At 39.5% G+C, this 16,221-nt stretch carries 15 protein-coding genes; 9 read left to right on the forward strand and 6 right to left on the reverse strand.

The genetic code is table 11. The features are described from left to right. The first annotated feature begins 308 nt into the window (after nt 1-308). Entirely contained in the window at nt 309-1,220 is a 912-nt protein-coding gene (locus C9J48_RS20465; protein WP_006232083.1) for a WYL domain-containing protein, read from the forward strand. Between the two features lie 89 nt (nt 1,221-1,309). On the opposite strand, the gene C9J48_RS20470 is transcribed toward C9J48_RS20465, so the two are convergent. From C9J48_RS20470 to C9J48_RS20485, 4 genes are all read right to left on the reverse strand, one after another. Next, nucleotides 1,310-2,560, reverse strand: a complete 1,251-nt coding sequence (locus tag C9J48_RS20470; protein ID WP_006232084.1) for a DUF819 family protein — start codon at nt 2,558-2,560, stop codon at nt 1,310-1,312. Between the two features lie 349 nt (nt 2,561-2,909). Further along, entirely contained in the window at nt 2,910-3,239 is a 330-nt protein-coding gene (locus tag C9J48_RS20475; RefSeq protein WP_006232085.1) for a membrane lipoprotein lipid attachment site-containing protein, read from the reverse strand. A 152-nt stretch (nt 3,240-3,391) separates the two neighbouring features. Next, the gene (locus tag C9J48_RS20480) at nt 3,392-3,880 is read right to left on the reverse strand and encodes a hypothetical protein (protein ID WP_006232086.1); all 489 of its coding nucleotides are present in this window, start codon (nt 3,878-3,880) and stop codon (nt 3,392-3,394) included. 115 nt (nt 3,881-3,995) lie between these two features. Beyond that, the gene (locus tag C9J48_RS20485; protein ID WP_006232087.1) at nt 3,996-4,592 is read right to left on the reverse strand and encodes an HAD family hydrolase; all 597 of its coding nucleotides are present in this window, start codon (nt 4,590-4,592) and stop codon (nt 3,996-3,998) included. A 463-nt stretch (nt 4,593-5,055) separates the two neighbouring features. On the opposite strand from C9J48_RS20485, the gene C9J48_RS20490 reads away from it, so the two are divergent. From C9J48_RS20490 to C9J48_RS20520, 7 genes are all read left to right on the forward strand, one after another. Next, on the forward strand, nt 5,056-6,558 hold the full coding sequence (locus C9J48_RS20490) for a DUF1800 domain-containing protein (protein ID WP_006232088.1): 1,503 nt from the start codon (nt 5,056-5,058) through the stop codon (nt 6,556-6,558). Nucleotides 6,559-6,563: 5 nt separating this feature from the next. Further along, nucleotides 6,564-8,312, forward strand: a complete 1,749-nt coding sequence (locus C9J48_RS20495) for a DUF1501 domain-containing protein (RefSeq protein ID WP_006232089.1) — start codon at nt 6,564-6,566, stop codon at nt 8,310-8,312. A 464-nt stretch (nt 8,313-8,776) separates the two neighbouring features. After that, complete coding sequence (artP, locus tag C9J48_RS20500) at nt 8,777-9,505, forward strand: arginine ABC transporter ATP-binding protein ArtP (RefSeq protein WP_006232091.1); 729 nt, start codon at nt 8,777-8,779, stop codon at nt 9,503-9,505. Between the two features lie 76 nt (nt 9,506-9,581). After that, entirely contained in the window at nt 9,582-10,313 is a 732-nt protein-coding gene (locus C9J48_RS20505) for an arginine ABC transporter substrate-binding protein (RefSeq protein WP_006232092.1), read from the forward strand. A 1-nt stretch (nt 10,314) separates the two neighbouring features. Next, nucleotides 10,315-11,004 carry an arginine ABC transporter permease ArtQ gene (gene artQ, locus C9J48_RS20510; protein WP_006232093.1) on the forward strand — a complete coding sequence of 230 codons (690 nt, stop codon included), beginning with the start codon at nt 10,315-10,317 and terminating at the stop codon, nt 11,002-11,004. Beyond that, the gene (gene artM, locus C9J48_RS20515) at nt 11,001-11,672 is read left to right on the forward strand and encodes an arginine ABC transporter permease ArtM (protein ID WP_006232094.1); all 672 of its coding nucleotides are present in this window, start codon (nt 11,001-11,003) and stop codon (nt 11,670-11,672) included. The genes artQ and artM overlap by 4 nt, the downstream gene beginning before the upstream one ends. A gap of 207 nt (nt 11,673-11,879) precedes the next feature. Then, nucleotides 11,880-13,259, forward strand: coding sequence for an MATE family efflux transporter (locus C9J48_RS20520; RefSeq protein WP_006232095.1), 1,380 nt, complete (start codon nt 11,880-11,882; stop codon nt 13,257-13,259). Nucleotides 13,260-13,356: 97 nt separating this feature from the next. Here C9J48_RS20520 and C9J48_RS20525 read toward each other — a convergent pair whose 3' ends face one another. Beyond that, entirely contained in the window at nt 13,357-13,689 is a 333-nt protein-coding gene (locus C9J48_RS20525) for a tRNA-binding protein (protein WP_006232096.1), read from the reverse strand. Nucleotides 13,690-14,046: 357 nt separating this feature from the next. Between C9J48_RS20525 and C9J48_RS20530 the strand changes: the two genes are divergently transcribed. After that, nucleotides 14,047-15,069 (forward strand): substrate-binding domain-containing protein, encoded by a 1,023-nt coding sequence (locus C9J48_RS20530; RefSeq protein ID WP_006232097.1) that lies wholly within the window; start codon nt 14,047-14,049, stop codon nt 15,067-15,069. 82 nt (nt 15,070-15,151) lie between these two features. Here C9J48_RS20530 and galM read toward each other — a convergent pair whose 3' ends face one another. Beyond that, on the reverse strand, nt 15,152-16,219 hold the full coding sequence (galM, locus tag C9J48_RS20535; RefSeq protein ID WP_373456050.1) for a galactose-1-epimerase: 1,068 nt from the start codon (nt 16,217-16,219) through the stop codon (nt 15,152-15,154). Nucleotides 16,220-16,221 lie beyond the last annotated feature (2 nt).

Below are 16,221 nucleotides of genomic sequence, written 5' to 3' on the forward strand. Positions count from 1 at the left end.
TCTTTATATAATATTAAATTTAATGCTTTTCAATCTTTTCGTAACTATTTATAAATTAAAAAGAGAACATTAATTTATAAATACATTCAACAGTATATAAAATCAATACTTTCAACATTTCACTTGAATAATGATTACCCAGAAGGTCAAATTTTTGGCCGCGGATGGCAATAAAGTTAGATACCACTCTAAAAAGAAGAACGTTGTACTCACAACTTTTGGAATGAAATCGCCATTTAACTTTTTCAGTATTGCATCTACTCATTTTAGGTATATAGTGAAATAACAAAACCACTGGATAAATAACCATGACTTTTCAACATCACGAGCAGCCACAAGATATTCTTCAAAAGCTAAACACTATTGGTTCAGCTCAACGAGAGCGTTTGGCGTTTATTGATTTTGCACTGTATTTTTTTGGTGAAGTCACACGTAAGGATTTGATAGATAGGTTTGCAGTAGGACACGCAGCAACGACTCGCGATTTAGCCTTATATAAAGAGATGTTACCAGATAACCTAAAGCTGGATATGCGCTCAAAAAAGTATTATAAGCAAAATACGTTCTCGCCACTGTTTACACTCGATCTAGAGAAAACGTTAGCAACAGTCTCCTTGGGTTATGGTGATGGATTTTCTGGCCACCAAGCGTTTCCAATCTGCTGTGAATCACCTCAATTACTCACCTTACCGAAAACACCGATTATGGCGACGTTATGTGAAGGCATTTATAGAAACAAATTAATTGAAGTGGAATACATTTCAACGTCCAGTGGTAAATCGAGCCGAATTATCGCCCCACACAGCCTTGTTGATTCAGGTAATCGCTGGCATGTACGTTCGTATGATCGCAAGAATGAGCGATTTATGGATGTTGTATGTAACCGTGTTACCAATGCAATCATTCTTCATGAAGCACCGCACCATCACGAACTTATTGCAGAAGACCGTCAGTGGCAAAAATTTATTAACCTAGAGTTAATCCCCCACCCTGAGCAATGTAACCCTGAAGCTATCGAGCTCGATTATGAGATGGTTGATGGAAAAAGAGTGATTGAAACTCGCGCGGCTTTAGCGGGTTATTTACTTCGTAAATGGGAAGTAGATTGCAGTAAAAATAGAAGCTTGCATAAAACCGTAGGGTATCAGCTGACACTGGGAAATCATCAAGCCCTATACCAAGTCAATAGCGCAACATTAGCACCAGGTTATACCACTTAAATAACGTTAGTTAATCAGCCAAAGACCAACTAATATCAATAAAGAGCCGCTAATAAAAGCGGCTATTTTATCGTTTTAATATCTAGAAATCACATGCCAAAGTTAGCAGCCCATTGCATCATTAAACCACTGACATATGCGCCGTATGTACCTAATGCGTAACCAAATACAGCAAGAAGAATACCTACAGGTGCTAATGATGGGTGAAAAGCTGCAGCAACGACTGGCGCAGATGCTGCACCACCAACATTTGCTTGGCTACCAACTGCCATGAAGAACAATGGAGCACGAATTAGCTTAGCTACCGTTATCATCAAAATAGCATGAATAGATAACCAAGTAATACCTATGAAGAAGTAGCCAGGATTATCAAAAATGGCGGTAATATCCATATTCATACCAATCGTGGCAACAAGGATATAAATAAAACCAGAACCGACTTTTGATGCACCAGCATGCTCCAGTCTACGTGTTGCGGGTAGGCATGAAGCAATCAACGAGAATGTGGTAACTAAAACGATTAACCAGAAGAATCCAGAAGTAAGGCTATATTTCGCTAATTCTGGTGCATTGATTTGGATCCAAGGTGCAATCTTGTCACTGAAAAAATGTGCTAAGCCTGTTAAACCAAAGCTGACAGCAATAACAAGCATGACATCAGCTGTGGTAATTGGTCGTGCATTCTCTTTTTCATATTTAGTGACCGTTTCTTTAAGGTCATCAATTGAGCTTGTATCGGCTTTTAACCATTTATCCATCCGTTTTTGATTACCAGCCATAACCAATAGGATTGCCATCCAAATATTGGCACAAATGACATCAACAGTAATCATCGCAGAGAACAAGTTATCATCAACATTGAATACTTCTTTCATTGCTGCTTGGTTAGCACCGCCACCAATCCACGACCCAGCGACGGTTGTTAAACCACGCCAAACATCACCGCTTACAAGATCAGGGTTTATTTGATCAATAAGAATGATGGCAATCGGTCCACCAATCATAATGCCAAACGTACCCGTTAAGAACATGATGATTGCTTTTGAGCCAAGACCTGCAATTTTTTTTAAGTCAGCCGAGATAATAAGTAATACGAGTGCCGCTGGTAGTAAGTAACGACTGGCAACAAAATACAATTTCGATGAGCTAGGATCAATCAAACCGAATGAATTCAGTAATGAAGGTAAGAAATAACAAAGTAACAAACCTGGTACAAACTTATAGAATTTCTTCCAAAACGGATGTTCACTCTTTTCTGTAATAAATACCAGACCAAGAATAGCAGCGAGTAGCCCCATAACCACTGCATCATTAGTAATGAGATTTGTTGTATTTTGCATTTTCTTCCTTGTTGAATTGATCCATCGGTAGCAATCAATTGAACTGTTAATTTTTAAAGGTGGGAATATACATTAAATACACATAGAGAAACAAATATTAATATCTGGTTACATTTCAGGATGAATCACTGAGATAATATAACTCACAAGAAGATATAACCATGATGAATACCTGAGTTTTATTTTGTACAATAAATGCAGCTTTTGATTGTTTTTTGCGCGCAAAATCAGCCTAAAGTCTGAACTTTATATAACGGATATTTTTTGATACTTTTAACATTATGAGGGAAGTAGACAAAAACCGCGTTCAATTGCGGTTTTTATTTAGGATGGTTTATAACATTAATTGTTATTTTGGTATGTTGAAATTTTTATCGTTTGAGCAAGTAAATGTATAATAATTACTCCGCTCGGTGAACACAGCAAAGCCTAGCCCTAAACAATAAGCACCGTTTAATTCATGCATATAAGTTAATGTATCTTGATTTTTCACCACAAAATAGCTGTCATTTTCACAGATAACACGAATTTTCCCATCATCACCTTGAGAGAATGCCTTAACCTTTGTACCGCATAAGGTATAACTTACATCAACGTAATCATCTGCTTGCTGATCAACTGACTTTGAACAGCCTGTAAGTACGAATAGTGCAACAATAACACTGAGCAATGATTTCACTGAGTCTCTCCTTATTATCTAATATCCCTAGTTACTTAAAAATGTAGGATAATAAATTCCCACAGAGCAAGCCTCTTAGGTATAAGTGTAATAGCAGAAAAAACTTTCGCAAAAAAATACTGTTTAGCTTCGCTTTTTTATCACTTTTTTGCTTAACCATTCATATTGCGTTTTTCATCAATACGTCGACGATGCCAAATGGAATAATGGCGCAAGCCAGCAGGACCATGAGAGATAAAAACTGACATCACTAATATAGTGATAAAAAGCTCAGGCTTGTGTTGTGGTATTACCCAAAAAGACGCTAACAAAAGTAGCTTAACAAAGGTAAGCACCCCTTTTAACTGGATAAGCCACAATCGGGAACGTAAGATCTCCATTAACATCATAATCATACCTGTCGACATAGCAAGCATCCACCAGCCTACCCATAACGCTTTATCGACACCATAAAGGATTCCACCACTAGAGGCTGCGATTCCTAAAATGTGTAATGCTCTTATCCCCGTTTTACCTAAGCGCTGGGTCCAAAACCGAGCTTCTGACATACCGTGTTGTTCATCTTTTCGTTTACCTTTTCTATGGCCGTCAGAGGATAACTTACTGTGGCGAGGTTCCTGCTTATTATCTTTATTTGTCATTGCATCATCATTACTGCTTGTTGAGCGGTAAGAATAACGGATAGCGATAAAAGTTGCGAGAGACCTCTATGATTACAAGCTCGTTATATTGACTAGGCTAGTTATCTAAATGACATTATGCAGATTTAAACTCAGCAATCTGACCTTCAGTAACTAAATAGCAATCCATACCAGCTGAAATAGCAGCAGAACGACCTAACTCAGTGTCTTCAAAGACAATGCAATTTTTAGGCTCGATCCCAATACGCTTAGCTGCTTCTAAAAAAGTATCTGGATTGGGCTTATGATTTTCAACATCATTCGACGTAACCACCGCATCAAGGTAAGGCATTAAGCCCGTTACTTCCAATAGTTCATCAGCATGGCGACGTTGGCAACCAGTACCAATAGCTATCTTTTTAGATAATGCTTTCTGTTGCTTTAGCACGTTAAACGTTGCTGGAATGAGATCTCCTTTGTGGGGAATATCATCAAAGATACGCAGCTTACTTTCGGCTAATAATACTGGGTCGCAATCTAATTGATATTTTTCATTTATTGCATACGCCGTTTTAATGGTTGGCATTCCCCCTAAGGTATAAAACCACTCTCGATCAAATGGAATATCAAACGCTTCACATGTCTCTTGCCATGCATTTAAGTGCGCCGGCATTGAATCGACTAACGTACCATCCATATCAAAAATAATGCCTTTGTATTTAGTTAAATCCATTTTTTACTCCTCACTCATTCGTTTATATAAACACTATGCCTGACTTTGCCAACGTTACTCAATAAACATGTTTAAAACAAACGCAATACATTAACCATCGAAAAAATAAATATATAAAGTAAAAATATCACCCTTTTATATATCAATGTAAATCAAATATATATTTAAAACCTGTGAGGTATGACACATTCAATGTCAACACCATTAAACATTGATTAGAACAATTATATTAACCTGACTTTTCCGTAACCTAAGAAACATTAACAGTCTAAATTTAACGTCCTATTTCACTTCAATACTTATTCTTCACAGCATTAAATTCCTCTTACGCATATTGCATTGCAGTTACATGACTCTTTACACAAACATCATAATAATCAAATTGCATATTAAAAATTATTGGTGCACTCAATTTATATGAACAAAATTGATTATACGTTCCATATAAACAACGAGGTAAACAATGGAAGGTTTAACTTACCGTCAAGCATCAAGATTTTTAGACATGGCAACAATGGGAATAAAAAAGGGAGACGTTGACACATTTCTTGCGGTTGATGACCGAAGTGCATGGATAGATGCTCAATTTGTAGAACCTTATGCGTCCCACCTAAATCAAACAAACTACCAAGCTCAACAACGAGGTAAAAATACTGTTACGCAAGAAATGCGCGTATGTGCTTGGTTCGATATCGCATTATGGCAAGGAGCACAACTAAGACAACGTATGGCATTTGCACTTAGCCAAATACTGGTTGTAGGGGATCGTGATGCACAGTTAGCTCCCTACCCTGCAGACATGGCAAGTTTCTACGATTTACTGACAGAAAACGCGTTTAGTAATTATCGAGATTTACTCGAAAAAGTAACACGGTCGCCTGTTATGGGGCTGTTTTTAACCCTAGAAGGTAACAAAGCCGAAAGTGTGACGGGTCAACCACCAGATCAAAACTATGCTCGAGAAGTGATGCAATTATTCTCTTTAGGTTTACATAAATTAAACCTTGATGGTACGTATATTCTAGACAATAACGGCATACCAGAAGACACCTACACCGATGATGATATAGATAACCTTGCACGTTTATTTACAGGTTGGGAACAAGATGGGAATAATCTATCGACCCCCATGGTAATTAACGATATGTATCACGATATGGGTAATAAGAGGATTTTAAATCACAACTTTCCTGAGGGTGTTGGCGCTGAACAAGAATTGCAGCAATTTCTTGATGTGATAATGGCACATCAAAATACAGCCCCTTTTATTAGTACGTTACTGATCAAACGCTTTGTTACTTCAAACCCCACTCCTGCTTATGTCGAGCGTGTTTCAAATACATTTATCAATACTAACGGTGAGCTTGGTGCTGTCATTAAAGCAATTCTTACCGATCCAGAAGTATTAAAAGAGAACTCCATCAATATTGCAAAAATGCGAGAACCTCTTTTAGCAATGACCTACTTTTATCGAGCAATGGATGCATACCCAGGGCAAAGTGGTGACATTGTTTATGACACAATGAATTACCAAGATACTTTCAGCCAATACCCTTTGGGATCACCGTCTGTTTTTAATTTCTTTTCGCCCGATCATAGCCCTCAAGGTTACTTAATGAATGCAGGGCTTACCGCACCTGAATTTGAGCTGATTGATTGGAGTCAGATCATTAAAATCAGCAACGTATTTTACCGAACAGCCTTAGATTATGGTCAAAACAGAAATAAAACAAACAACAAAAAAGAAATGTACATTGCGCCATTAGACATGGAAGAAGCAGCAAACAATGAAGACAAAGCATTACTACTATCATTGGTCAGAAATCGCTTTTTACATGGTGAAATAATACCCGAACTAGAGGCGCGTCTAAGTGCTATTTATGATACCCACGACAGAAAATACTGGGCGGTTCCTAAAATTATTTTCTTCGCCCTTATCTCCCCTAACTTCATGGTACAGGAGTAACGATTATGAGTATTTCTCGTCGGAATTTTCTTAAGGGTTCAGCAATAGCCTCCGTTTCATCTGCATTACCGCTTTCGCTAACATTGCCAAGTAATGCATTTGCAGCAGGTGGTGATGACTACAAAGCCATTGTCTGTTTGTTTTTATATGGAGGTAACGATTCATTTAATATGATCGTACCTTCATCGGGCAACAACTACGATAATTATGTACTTGCTCGCCCCGATATTCATTTAACTAGTGCTGAAATACTCACCATTCCTAATACTGAAAGCGGTCAAAAAGTATCAATCAACAGTGGCATGCCGAAATTAGCGCAATTAATGACAGAAGGTAATGCGACTGCAGTAGTAAACGTAGGTACCTTGTTAGAGCCTACAAACAAAGACAATTATGACACGGTTAAACGTCCTGCAAGCTTAGGTGCGCATAACAAGCAACAAATTGCCTGGCAAGTTGCGTGGAATACCGCGGAATATCATCCTTATGGTTGGGCTGGAATGATGATGGATATTCTAGCCAACGATGCTGCGACAGTATCTGAAAGCTTATCGATGAGTGGCAATGCGCTGCTAGGCGGTCAAACATCGCAAGACTTACGTATTAGTAGTGATGGTGTAAGAGCAATGGATGCGCTCGGTCACTCTAACGCTGTTAACAATAACTTTAATACTTTAGTTAATTCACCTTATGGTTCCGACTTTTCTTTGGAATACATCAATCGCTTAAAAGGCATTATCGATTTTCAAGCTGAACTTGATAGTGTAATGAATAATTTTCCTGCAGATGAATCTATTCCTGCCTCTTATTTAGGTAATCAATGCAGAATGGTGAAACGCATAATGGAAGCTAGCACGCAGTTAAATCATCAACGACAAGTATTCTTCATTTCTATTGGAGGTTTTGATAATCACAATAATCAACGGGGCAAGCATGACGGTGTACTGACACAAATTGATGAAGCAATCAGCGCATTTCATTCATCTTTAGAGTCTGTAGGGCTACAAGATAAAGTGGTCACATTTACCATGTCTGATTTTGGTCGTACCGTTCGAAACAACAGTAATAAAGGAACAGATCATGGTTGGGGCAGCAACCAATTAATCGTCGGTAACGCGGTAAATGGTGGACAAATCTACGGGCAATATCCTGAATTTATGTATGACGGTGTAAATGCAGCAGGTAACAAATTTATGCCTTCTACATCGTCAGAACAAATGGCAGCAACGCTTTGCCGTTGGTTTGGATTATCAGATACTGGCGTCGACTATATTTTTCCATCTTTAAACCCTGCAAACGATAATGCTTTTGCAAGCCGTTATCTCGGTTTTTTAGGTGATGCCTCAATCCCCCCCTCTGTACCGTCGTTATTAAGCATTGCAGCAGTATCTGCATCAACAACCCGCAGTGGGCACACTCCACAAATGGCAATTGATGGCGATTCAATAAGTAAATGGACAGCAAAAGGTCAAGATATTACTTTTACTATTGAGCTTACTCATATTGCTGATTTAAGCGAAATCAAATGGTCACAAGCAAGAGGTGATGAACGTCAATACTACGTTGATGTTGAGATTAGCACTGATGGTACAAGCTACACACCAGTGAGTAGTATTACTACACCAGGAAATAGTACAGCACTTGTTAGCTTTCCTATCACAAAGAAAAACGTGAAGTATATTAGGCTAACATGCAACGGTAATAGTGATAGTAATTGGAATAATTTCCAAGAAATAGAAGTTTGGGGGAATTAGTACCCGCAATACGCAATCAATTAACCCAGAAACCTAAGTACAACAAAGGCACAGCAACGTGCCTTTATCTTTTATTCTCCTTCTTTATAACCCTCAGTTTCTTTGTTCCTACCTCACTCACTACAAATAAGTATGCATTCAATAATAACCAACGTAAACAATACATAAAAATTTTATTGTTATTCTTCTGTTAGTTAGCAACATTAACAATTCGTAGCTCTAATCTATAAAAAACTTAAAAAATGCATGGACTTTCTTACTTGAAAATCATCACCACATCTTTCGTTAACAATAAAAGCACAAATAACGCGCCAAACAACAGATTAAACCAGTTGATAAACCCAAAAAAACGAGCATTAAAGAAACAATAATTTAACAAAATGGATTTTTTATACATTTTACTTGCATAACAACCCACCATAGGTAGTATAAGACTCCAGTGACGATTAATGCAGTAAGTCAGCATGAGTATTCAAGTAAGCGGTATCAATAAGTTCTACGGCAACACACAAGTTCTTCATGATGTGAACTTCACGTGTAATACAGGTGAAACCCTTGTGTTGTTAGGTCCAAGCGGTGCAGGTAAAAGCTCTCTACTTCGTGTATTGAACCTGTTAGAAACAGCAAACAGCGGCGAATTGAATATCGCTGATGCGTTTTTTAACTTCGCCACTGAAGTACAAGAAAAAGACGGGCTTAAATTACGTCGTAAAGTCGGTATGGTTTTTCAGCAATACAACCTATGGCCACACATGACAGTCATAGAAAACCTTATTGAAGCGCCCGTTAAAGTTGCAGGACTAAATAAAGACCAAGCAATTAAAGAAGCAATAGAGATTCTAGAAACACTGCAACTGGCAGATAAAGCAGATGCATGGCCAATGCAATTATCGGGGGGCCAGCAACAACGTGTCGCGATTGCCCGCGCACTAATGATGAAACCTGACGTGTTGTTATTTGATGAACCAACAGCGGCACTTGACCCTGAAATCACCAATCAGATCGTCAAGATCATTAACGAATTAAGCGAAACTGGCATCACACAAGTTGTTGTGACCCATGAAGTCGATTTTGCGAAAAAGATTGCAAGTCATGTTCTGTATCTTGAAAAAGGATACATCGTAGAGCATGGCACAAAAGAGGCATTCATTACTCCGGCTACCCCTGAGTTCGCAGAATACCTAGCCCACTAATTACCCTTTTAAATTTACCTTTTATTTTGGCAGAAAGCTCTTCTATGCCTAAAAAACGAATACACGGAGTATCGCGATGAAAAAGATTTTACTGGCTTCTCTTATTGGTCTTGCTTCAGCAAATGCAGCTGCACAGGAAGAAATTAAATTCGCGATGGAAGCGACTTATGCTCCGTTTGAATATGTAGACGAAAATAATCAAATTCAAGGTTTTGACGTTGATTTAGCCAATGCGCTTTGTAAAGAAATGGACGCTAAATGTAGCTTTCACAATCAAGCATTCGACAGTTTAATTCCAGCACTTAAATTTAAGCGTTACGATGCGGCTATCTCTGGTATTGATATTACTGAAGCACGTCAAAAGCAAGTCAGCTTCACCAACCCTTATTACGATAATTCAGCAGCATTCGTTGCCATTGAAGGAAAAGTAGCAAACCAAGCAGCACTAAGCGGTAAGCGTGTAGGCGTACAAAATGGTTCAACACACCAAAGTTATTTAATCGATCAAATGGCTGGCGTAACAACAGTGCCATACGCAAGCTACCAAGATGCATTTATTGATATGCAAAATGGTCGTATCGATTCTGTCTTTGGTGATACTGCCGTTGTTGCTGAATGGTTTAAAAAGAACGACACACTCACTTACGTTGGCGACCAAGTCACGAACCAAGAATACTTTGGTAACGGTTTTGGTATTGCCGTAAACAAAAAGAATGAAGAGCTGGTTAACCAATTAAATGCTGCACTTAAAACAGTGAAAGCGAATGGCCAGTACCAAGAAATTTTCGATAAGTACTTCGGTAAGTAATATGGTTTTTTCGGGTTACTCAATGTCACTCGTAGAGGCAAGCTGGATGACCATCCAGCTGGCTTTTACCAGTTTATTAGTCGGCTTAGTTTTAGCTGTTATTTTTGCAAGTGGCGAGATGTCTCGTAGCCGCCTTGTAGCTTGGCCGACAACTGCATTCGTTACAATTCTTCGTGGTTTACCTGAAATATTAGTGGTGCTGTTTATCTTTTTCGGCTCAGGTCAGGTGCTCTTTATGATCACAGGTGACTATGTTGATATCAGCCCATTCGTATCAGGAGTCGTTGCCTTGTCACTCATCTTTGCTTCTTATGCTGCTCAAACGATACGTGGCGCATTAAAAGCGGTGAATAATGGTCAACGTGAAGCAGCAAGTGCTCTTGGTATAAGTAAAGCACATAGTTTTTTTCGCATTATTTTGCCACAAGCGGTTAGGCATGCCCTACCCGGTTTGACTAACCAGTGGTTAGTACTGCTGAAAGATACAGCCTTAGTATCATTAATTGGCGTAACCGATTTACTTAAACAAGCACAGCTCACTTCTGCTGCAACGCATGAAGCCTTTACTTGGTATGCCACTGCTGCTGCTATTTATTTGGTGATTACACTGATTACACAACGTGCGGTTAAAGTAATTGATAAGAAATTTACTGTTCAAGGCCTTAGCGCACCACAAGGAGCAACCGCATGAATGAACAACATGTTTGGCAAATGCTAGGTGGTTTGGCAACAAGTCTTGAACTGACAGCCGTTTCTCTATTAGTAGGTTGTACGCTTGCGTTATTAATGACATTAACACTGATCATGCGAACAACGGGTTTACATTGGATCAGCCGTGGCATTATTACATTGTTCACAGGCACACCACTACTGGTTCAAATATTCTTGATTTATTACGGCCCAGGGCAATTTGAAGCAGTACGCGAAAGCTTTCTTTGGAATTGGTTAAGCCAACCTTGGTTCTGTGCGATGTTAGCTTTGGCATTAAATACGGCGGCATACAGCACACAGTTGTTTAAAGGGGCTTTCAACGCCATTCCTTCTGGTCAATGGCAAGCATGCCGTGCTTTAGGTATGGATAAAGTCGCGACACTACGCGTTTTATTACCCTTTGCCATTCGTCGTGCAATACCGGCTTATTCGAATGAAGTTATCTTGGTTTTTAAAGGAACGTCGCTAGCCAGCACGATCACGATTATGGATCTGATGGGTTACGCACAACGTATTAACGCCCAGACTTATGACACCTTGATCGTGTTCAGTGTTGCAGGCGTATTCTACCTTGCTGTGAATGGCATTCTAACGCTGATTTTCCGCCAAGTTGAAAAGAAAGCTTTGGCGTTTGAAGTTGCTCATTAAACGAAGTACACCTTTACTAACCCGTTACTTAAAAAGCCGATAGCACAAAGTGTGTTACCGGCTTTTTCTTTATATATCTTTGGTCCTTATTTTAACCTAAACCATTACTCGGCTCATTATCACAAACCCTACATCCTCACCTTGTAGAATAAAAAACACTTATTTATAGTGGTGAAATAAGTATTTCCACATTTACGATAAGCTCCTATGACAGCGATCCTCAGAAATATCTATCAACACACTCAAGGTCATTTTCTTCGCTCACTCATTACCATCGCTATTCCGATTACCTTACAAAGTATTCTATTCTCCAGCAAAGGCCTTATTGATGTTTTAATGTTAAGCCAGTTGGATGAAATCGATGTCGCCACCATTGGTGTTGCTAGCCGTGCCATTTTTGTTACTACCATTATGTTAGGGGGAATTACCACAGGAGGAGCATTATTAACGGCACAATATTGGGGAGCAAAAGATACTCAGGGGGTCAGAGAGAGCACCGCATTAACCTGGCTTGCAACCATGGGGACTGCCTTAATCACCGTATGCGTTTTCTTGGTATTTCCTTCTCATATCATGGGACTAGCTACTGACTCAGCACTTGTGAATCAGCGGGGCAGTGAGTATTTAATGATCACGGGCTTCAGTATGATTGCTGTCGCCTGTGTCGGTAGTATGTCTGCAGGGCTACGTTCAATGCATCAACCCGGAATCAGCACACTGTTCAGTACGCTCGGTATTATTGCAAACATCTTCCTTAATTGGGTGCTGATCTTTGGTCACTTTGGATTACCCGCACTCGGTATTAAAGGAGCAGCCATTGCCACGCTACTTAGTTCCGTGATTGAAGTCATTGCCTTATATGGCTACCTATATGGTAAGCAGCACTTATTGGCATTTAGCTTCCTCGATATAAAACGCATCATCAATAAAGATAAGTTCACCCTGTTTTTTTCACTGTCATTACCTACAACTTTTAACTTTTTAGCCTGGGCTGCTGGTCTTTTTACCTACACCGCAATAATGGGACAAACTGGCGTACAAGGTTTAGCTGCATTATCAGTCATTATACCAATTGAATCCCTTTCCCTTAGCTTATTGGTGGGCATTGCGAATGCAGCTGGTGTGTTAGTTGGTAATCAAATTGGCGCCAAAAATTATGACGCTGTGTATTATCAAGCGATTAGCTTCGCTTGTATTAGTTTTCTGGTTTCACTTTTGGTGGCAATGGGCCTATACAACTTAAAAGCACCATTATTAGATATGTTCACAGCACTCACACCAGGCACGCGCCAACTCGCCGAAAGTTTCATCATTATATTATGTTTTGGTGTTGTGTTACGTTCCGTGCCCACCACATTAGTGGTCGGCGTATTGCGGGCTGGCGGTGATGTGAAATTCTGTTTATACCAAGATATGCTAACACAGTGGGCATTCGGTATTCCCCTCACCGCCCTTGGCGCCATTTGGCTGAACTTCCCACCAGAATGGGTCTACGCATTGTTTCTATTAGAGGCGGTCTTCAAATGGTTTGCTTGTATACATCGCTTACGCAGTCGCAAGTGGATCAAGAATTTAATAGCAGCTTAAGTTTATAAATTCAGATAGTAAAAAGCCCCTCATAACAAAACGGAAGGGGCTTATTTCATGCTGTTATTAGAAACAACATCAAGCTATTTTTCGATTATTAAACGATTTTCACACCAGCTGGCATAAAACGTTCAGGTGTTAAAAGCACACTCTCTGATTCATCATCCGTTTCTGCACACAACAACATACATTCAGATGTTTCACCACGCATCTTTGCTTTCGCTAAGTTAGTTAGCACCACAACCTGCTTACCCATCAGTTCTTCTTCAGTGTAATAAGGCACAAGGCTAGTCACTGTTTGCAGCGTCTTCTCACCCACATCAATTTGTACAATATACAGCTTATCTGCATTTTGGTGGCGGGCGACTTCGATAATTTTACCGACGCGTATATCTAACTTTGCAAAATCTGGATAAGTGATAGTGTCCATTTTATTACTCCAACAGGATTTAGTGGTAACGTTTACATTATCATTTGAACGCTTTTTTGCAAGGAATATTGGCTTAGCTTCCTATTAATTGTGTGATCTCTATTTCTCCCCTTCCCAGCACCAATTTCTATACCAATGATTTTATCGATATAAATTCCCAAATAAAGGCTTAACTATATTGTTCATTACATCACTTCTGTAGACTCCACTGAAAACGATTACATTAACTTTTAGTGCTGATTTACAAGGAATAGTTGCAGCCTATCTATCAACTCTATGATCTTAATTTGCGTTATTTTCACAACCGTTGTTAAATAGAGTAGGCAAAAAGAATACTGATATTTATTGGGATAATGTATGGCAACTATTAAAGATGTAGCAAAAGAAGCAGGTGTTTCTGTTGCTACGGTTTCACGTGTTATTAACAAGTCACCCAAGGCAAGTAAATCTGCTATTGATGCTGTTAGTATTGCCATGCGCAAACTGGGTTATCGTCCGAATGCCAATGCACGAGCATTGGTTAGTCAATCGACGAATACACTGGGGGTATTGGTTGGTGATGTGTCCGACCCTTTCTTTGGTTCAATGGTTAAATCCATCGATGGTGTGGCGCGCAACAACGGTAAACATATTCTTATTGGTAATGGTTATCACGATGCAGATACTGAACGTGATGCAATTGAGTTATTAATAAACAGCCGTTGTGAATCATTAGTTATTCACAGTAAGGGCTTATCTAATGAAGAACTTATTGCCTACGCTAAAGAAGTATCAGGGTTCGTTCTGATTAACCGATATATCCCAGAAATTGCCGAAAAATGTATCGCGTTAGATAATCATAAAGGCTCTTATCTTGCGACTGAATATTTAATACGTCATGGCCACCAGCATATTGCCTATGTCTGTTCAAACCACCAAATTGAAGATGCGGAACAACGAAAAGCCGGCTACCAAGAAGCCCTTAAAGCACATGGTTTACATCACCCTGAGAGCTATATTGAATATGGCAGCCCAGACGAGCAAGGTGGCGAACAAGCAATGACTAACTTGCTTGCTAAAAACCTACCGATTACCGCTGTCGCCGCTTATAACGACTATATGGCGGCGGGCTCGCTGTCTATTTTGGAAGAAAATGGGATTCAAGCACCTGAAAACATGTCGCTAATTGGTTTCGATGATGGATTAATCGCGAAATATTTACATCCAAAATTAACAACCATTCGCTACCCCATTCAAATGATGGCTGAACATGCGGCGCAATTATCATTGAAATTAGCCAATAAAAATCAACCAATTGAGCCAGAGAAAGTAGATACCGATACCCATATGTTCATGCCAACATTAGTGCGCCGCTTATCAGTCGATAAAGTAAAAAGCTAGTTTAGTAAACAATAAAAAAGAGCCTTAACATTCATTGTCGAGGCTCCTTTCTATTTAGGGTATGGCTTTTAACTAGGAGTAGCTACGCAACAGAAAATCTATACGTTGTTTGATGCTTATATGTTTGTTCAGGTTTTACAATACAAGACGGTTGCTGCCATTCAGGGTGGTTGGGAGAATCAGGTAAAAATTGGGTTTCTAACGCAAAACCTGCATGGTTGATGTACTCACCGCCTTCTCTATTCGGACAACCCGCTAAATAATTACCAGTATAAAGCTGTATAGCAGGCTTTGTAGTCTGTAATTCTAACCGTAATTTTCCATCTGGCGAAGTCACTCTTGCTGCCATTGCTTTGCCTTGATGACATTCTGTTGCCAATAAAAAAGAATGATCATAACCCGCGGCTAATTGCTGATCGTGGTCTGCCATAAAATCTTGCTTCAATTCCTTTGATTGCATGAAGTCAAAGCTCGTACCCTGTACATCTTTCAATTCACCAACCGGAATGCCCTTCTTATCAGAAGGTAAATACTGTGAAGCATGAATCATGAGCGAATGACCAAGACAATCTGACTGTGAATCTGCCCCCAATAAATTAAAGTAAGCATGATTCGTCAGGTTGATCGGGCATGCTTTATCGGTTGTTGCACTATACGCGATAATCACTTCATTTTTATCTGTTAGGGTATAACAAACAGACGCATTGACCTTACCAGGAAAACCTTGATCGCCATCGGGTGATTCAAGTGTAAAGACTATTGTTTGCTCACAGGCTTGTTCAACCTGCCAGCGACGATGAGTAAAACTATCAGGCCCCCCGTGTAAACAATTACCCGCTTGATTCGTCAACACTTGGTGCGTTTCATCATTAATAACAAATCTGCCAGATTCAATACGGTTCGCATAACGGCCAACAGTTGCCCCTAAATAGGCTTGTTGCTGTTGATGCTGCTTCATTGTTGCAACACCCAGTAATACTTCGCGGGTCGTTTCACCAAGATCCACACAACAACTTAACCATGTAGCGCCAATATCCATAAACGATACCGACATACCATTGCTGTTTGTTAACGTAAAAATCTTCGCGGGGTTGCCATCAAAGGCAATATCTTGTGTCATAGATTGATGCAATGTATTACTCATCATCAGTC

The organism is Photobacterium profundum (assembly GCF_003026285.1).
Taxonomy (GTDB): Bacteria; Pseudomonadota; Gammaproteobacteria; order Enterobacterales; family Vibrionaceae; genus Photobacterium; species Photobacterium profundum.

What these genes read in the sequence shown, in the direction of transcription:
- C9J48_RS20465 (WP_006232083.1), top strand. Translation starts at nt 309, where the DNA reads ATGACTTTTCAACATCACGAGCAGCCACAAGATATTCTTCAAAAGCTA.
- C9J48_RS20470 (WP_006232084.1), bottom strand. Translation starts at nt 2,560, where the DNA reads ATGCAAAATACAACAAATCTCATTACTAATGATGCAGTGGTTATGGGG.
- C9J48_RS20480 (WP_006232086.1), bottom strand. Translation starts at nt 3,880, where the DNA reads ATGACAAATAAAGATAATAAGCAGGAACCTCGCCACAGTAAGTTATCC.
- C9J48_RS20485 (WP_006232087.1), bottom strand. Translation starts at nt 4,592, where the DNA reads ATGGATTTAACTAAATACAAAGGCATTATTTTTGATATGGATGGTACG.
- C9J48_RS20490 (WP_006232088.1), top strand. Translation starts at nt 5,056, where the DNA reads ATGGAAGGTTTAACTTACCGTCAAGCATCAAGATTTTTAGACATGGCA.
- C9J48_RS20495 (WP_006232089.1), top strand. Translation starts at nt 6,564, where the DNA reads ATGAGTATTTCTCGTCGGAATTTTCTTAAGGGTTCAGCAATAGCCTCC.
- artP (WP_006232091.1), top strand. Translation starts at nt 8,777, where the DNA reads ATGAGTATTCAAGTAAGCGGTATCAATAAGTTCTACGGCAACACACAA.
- C9J48_RS20505 (WP_006232092.1), top strand. Translation starts at nt 9,582, where the DNA reads ATGAAAAAGATTTTACTGGCTTCTCTTATTGGTCTTGCTTCAGCAAAT.
- artQ (WP_006232093.1), top strand. Translation starts at nt 10,315, where the DNA reads ATGGTTTTTTCGGGTTACTCAATGTCACTCGTAGAGGCAAGCTGGATG.
- artM (WP_006232094.1), top strand. Translation starts at nt 11,001, where the DNA reads ATGAATGAACAACATGTTTGGCAAATGCTAGGTGGTTTGGCAACAAGT.
- C9J48_RS20520 (WP_006232095.1), top strand. Translation starts at nt 11,880, where the DNA reads ATGACAGCGATCCTCAGAAATATCTATCAACACACTCAAGGTCATTTT.
- C9J48_RS20525 (WP_006232096.1), bottom strand. Translation starts at nt 13,689, where the DNA reads ATGGACACTATCACTTATCCAGATTTTGCAAAGTTAGATATACGCGTC.
- C9J48_RS20530 (WP_006232097.1), top strand. Translation starts at nt 14,047, where the DNA reads ATGGCAACTATTAAAGATGTAGCAAAAGAAGCAGGTGTTTCTGTTGCT.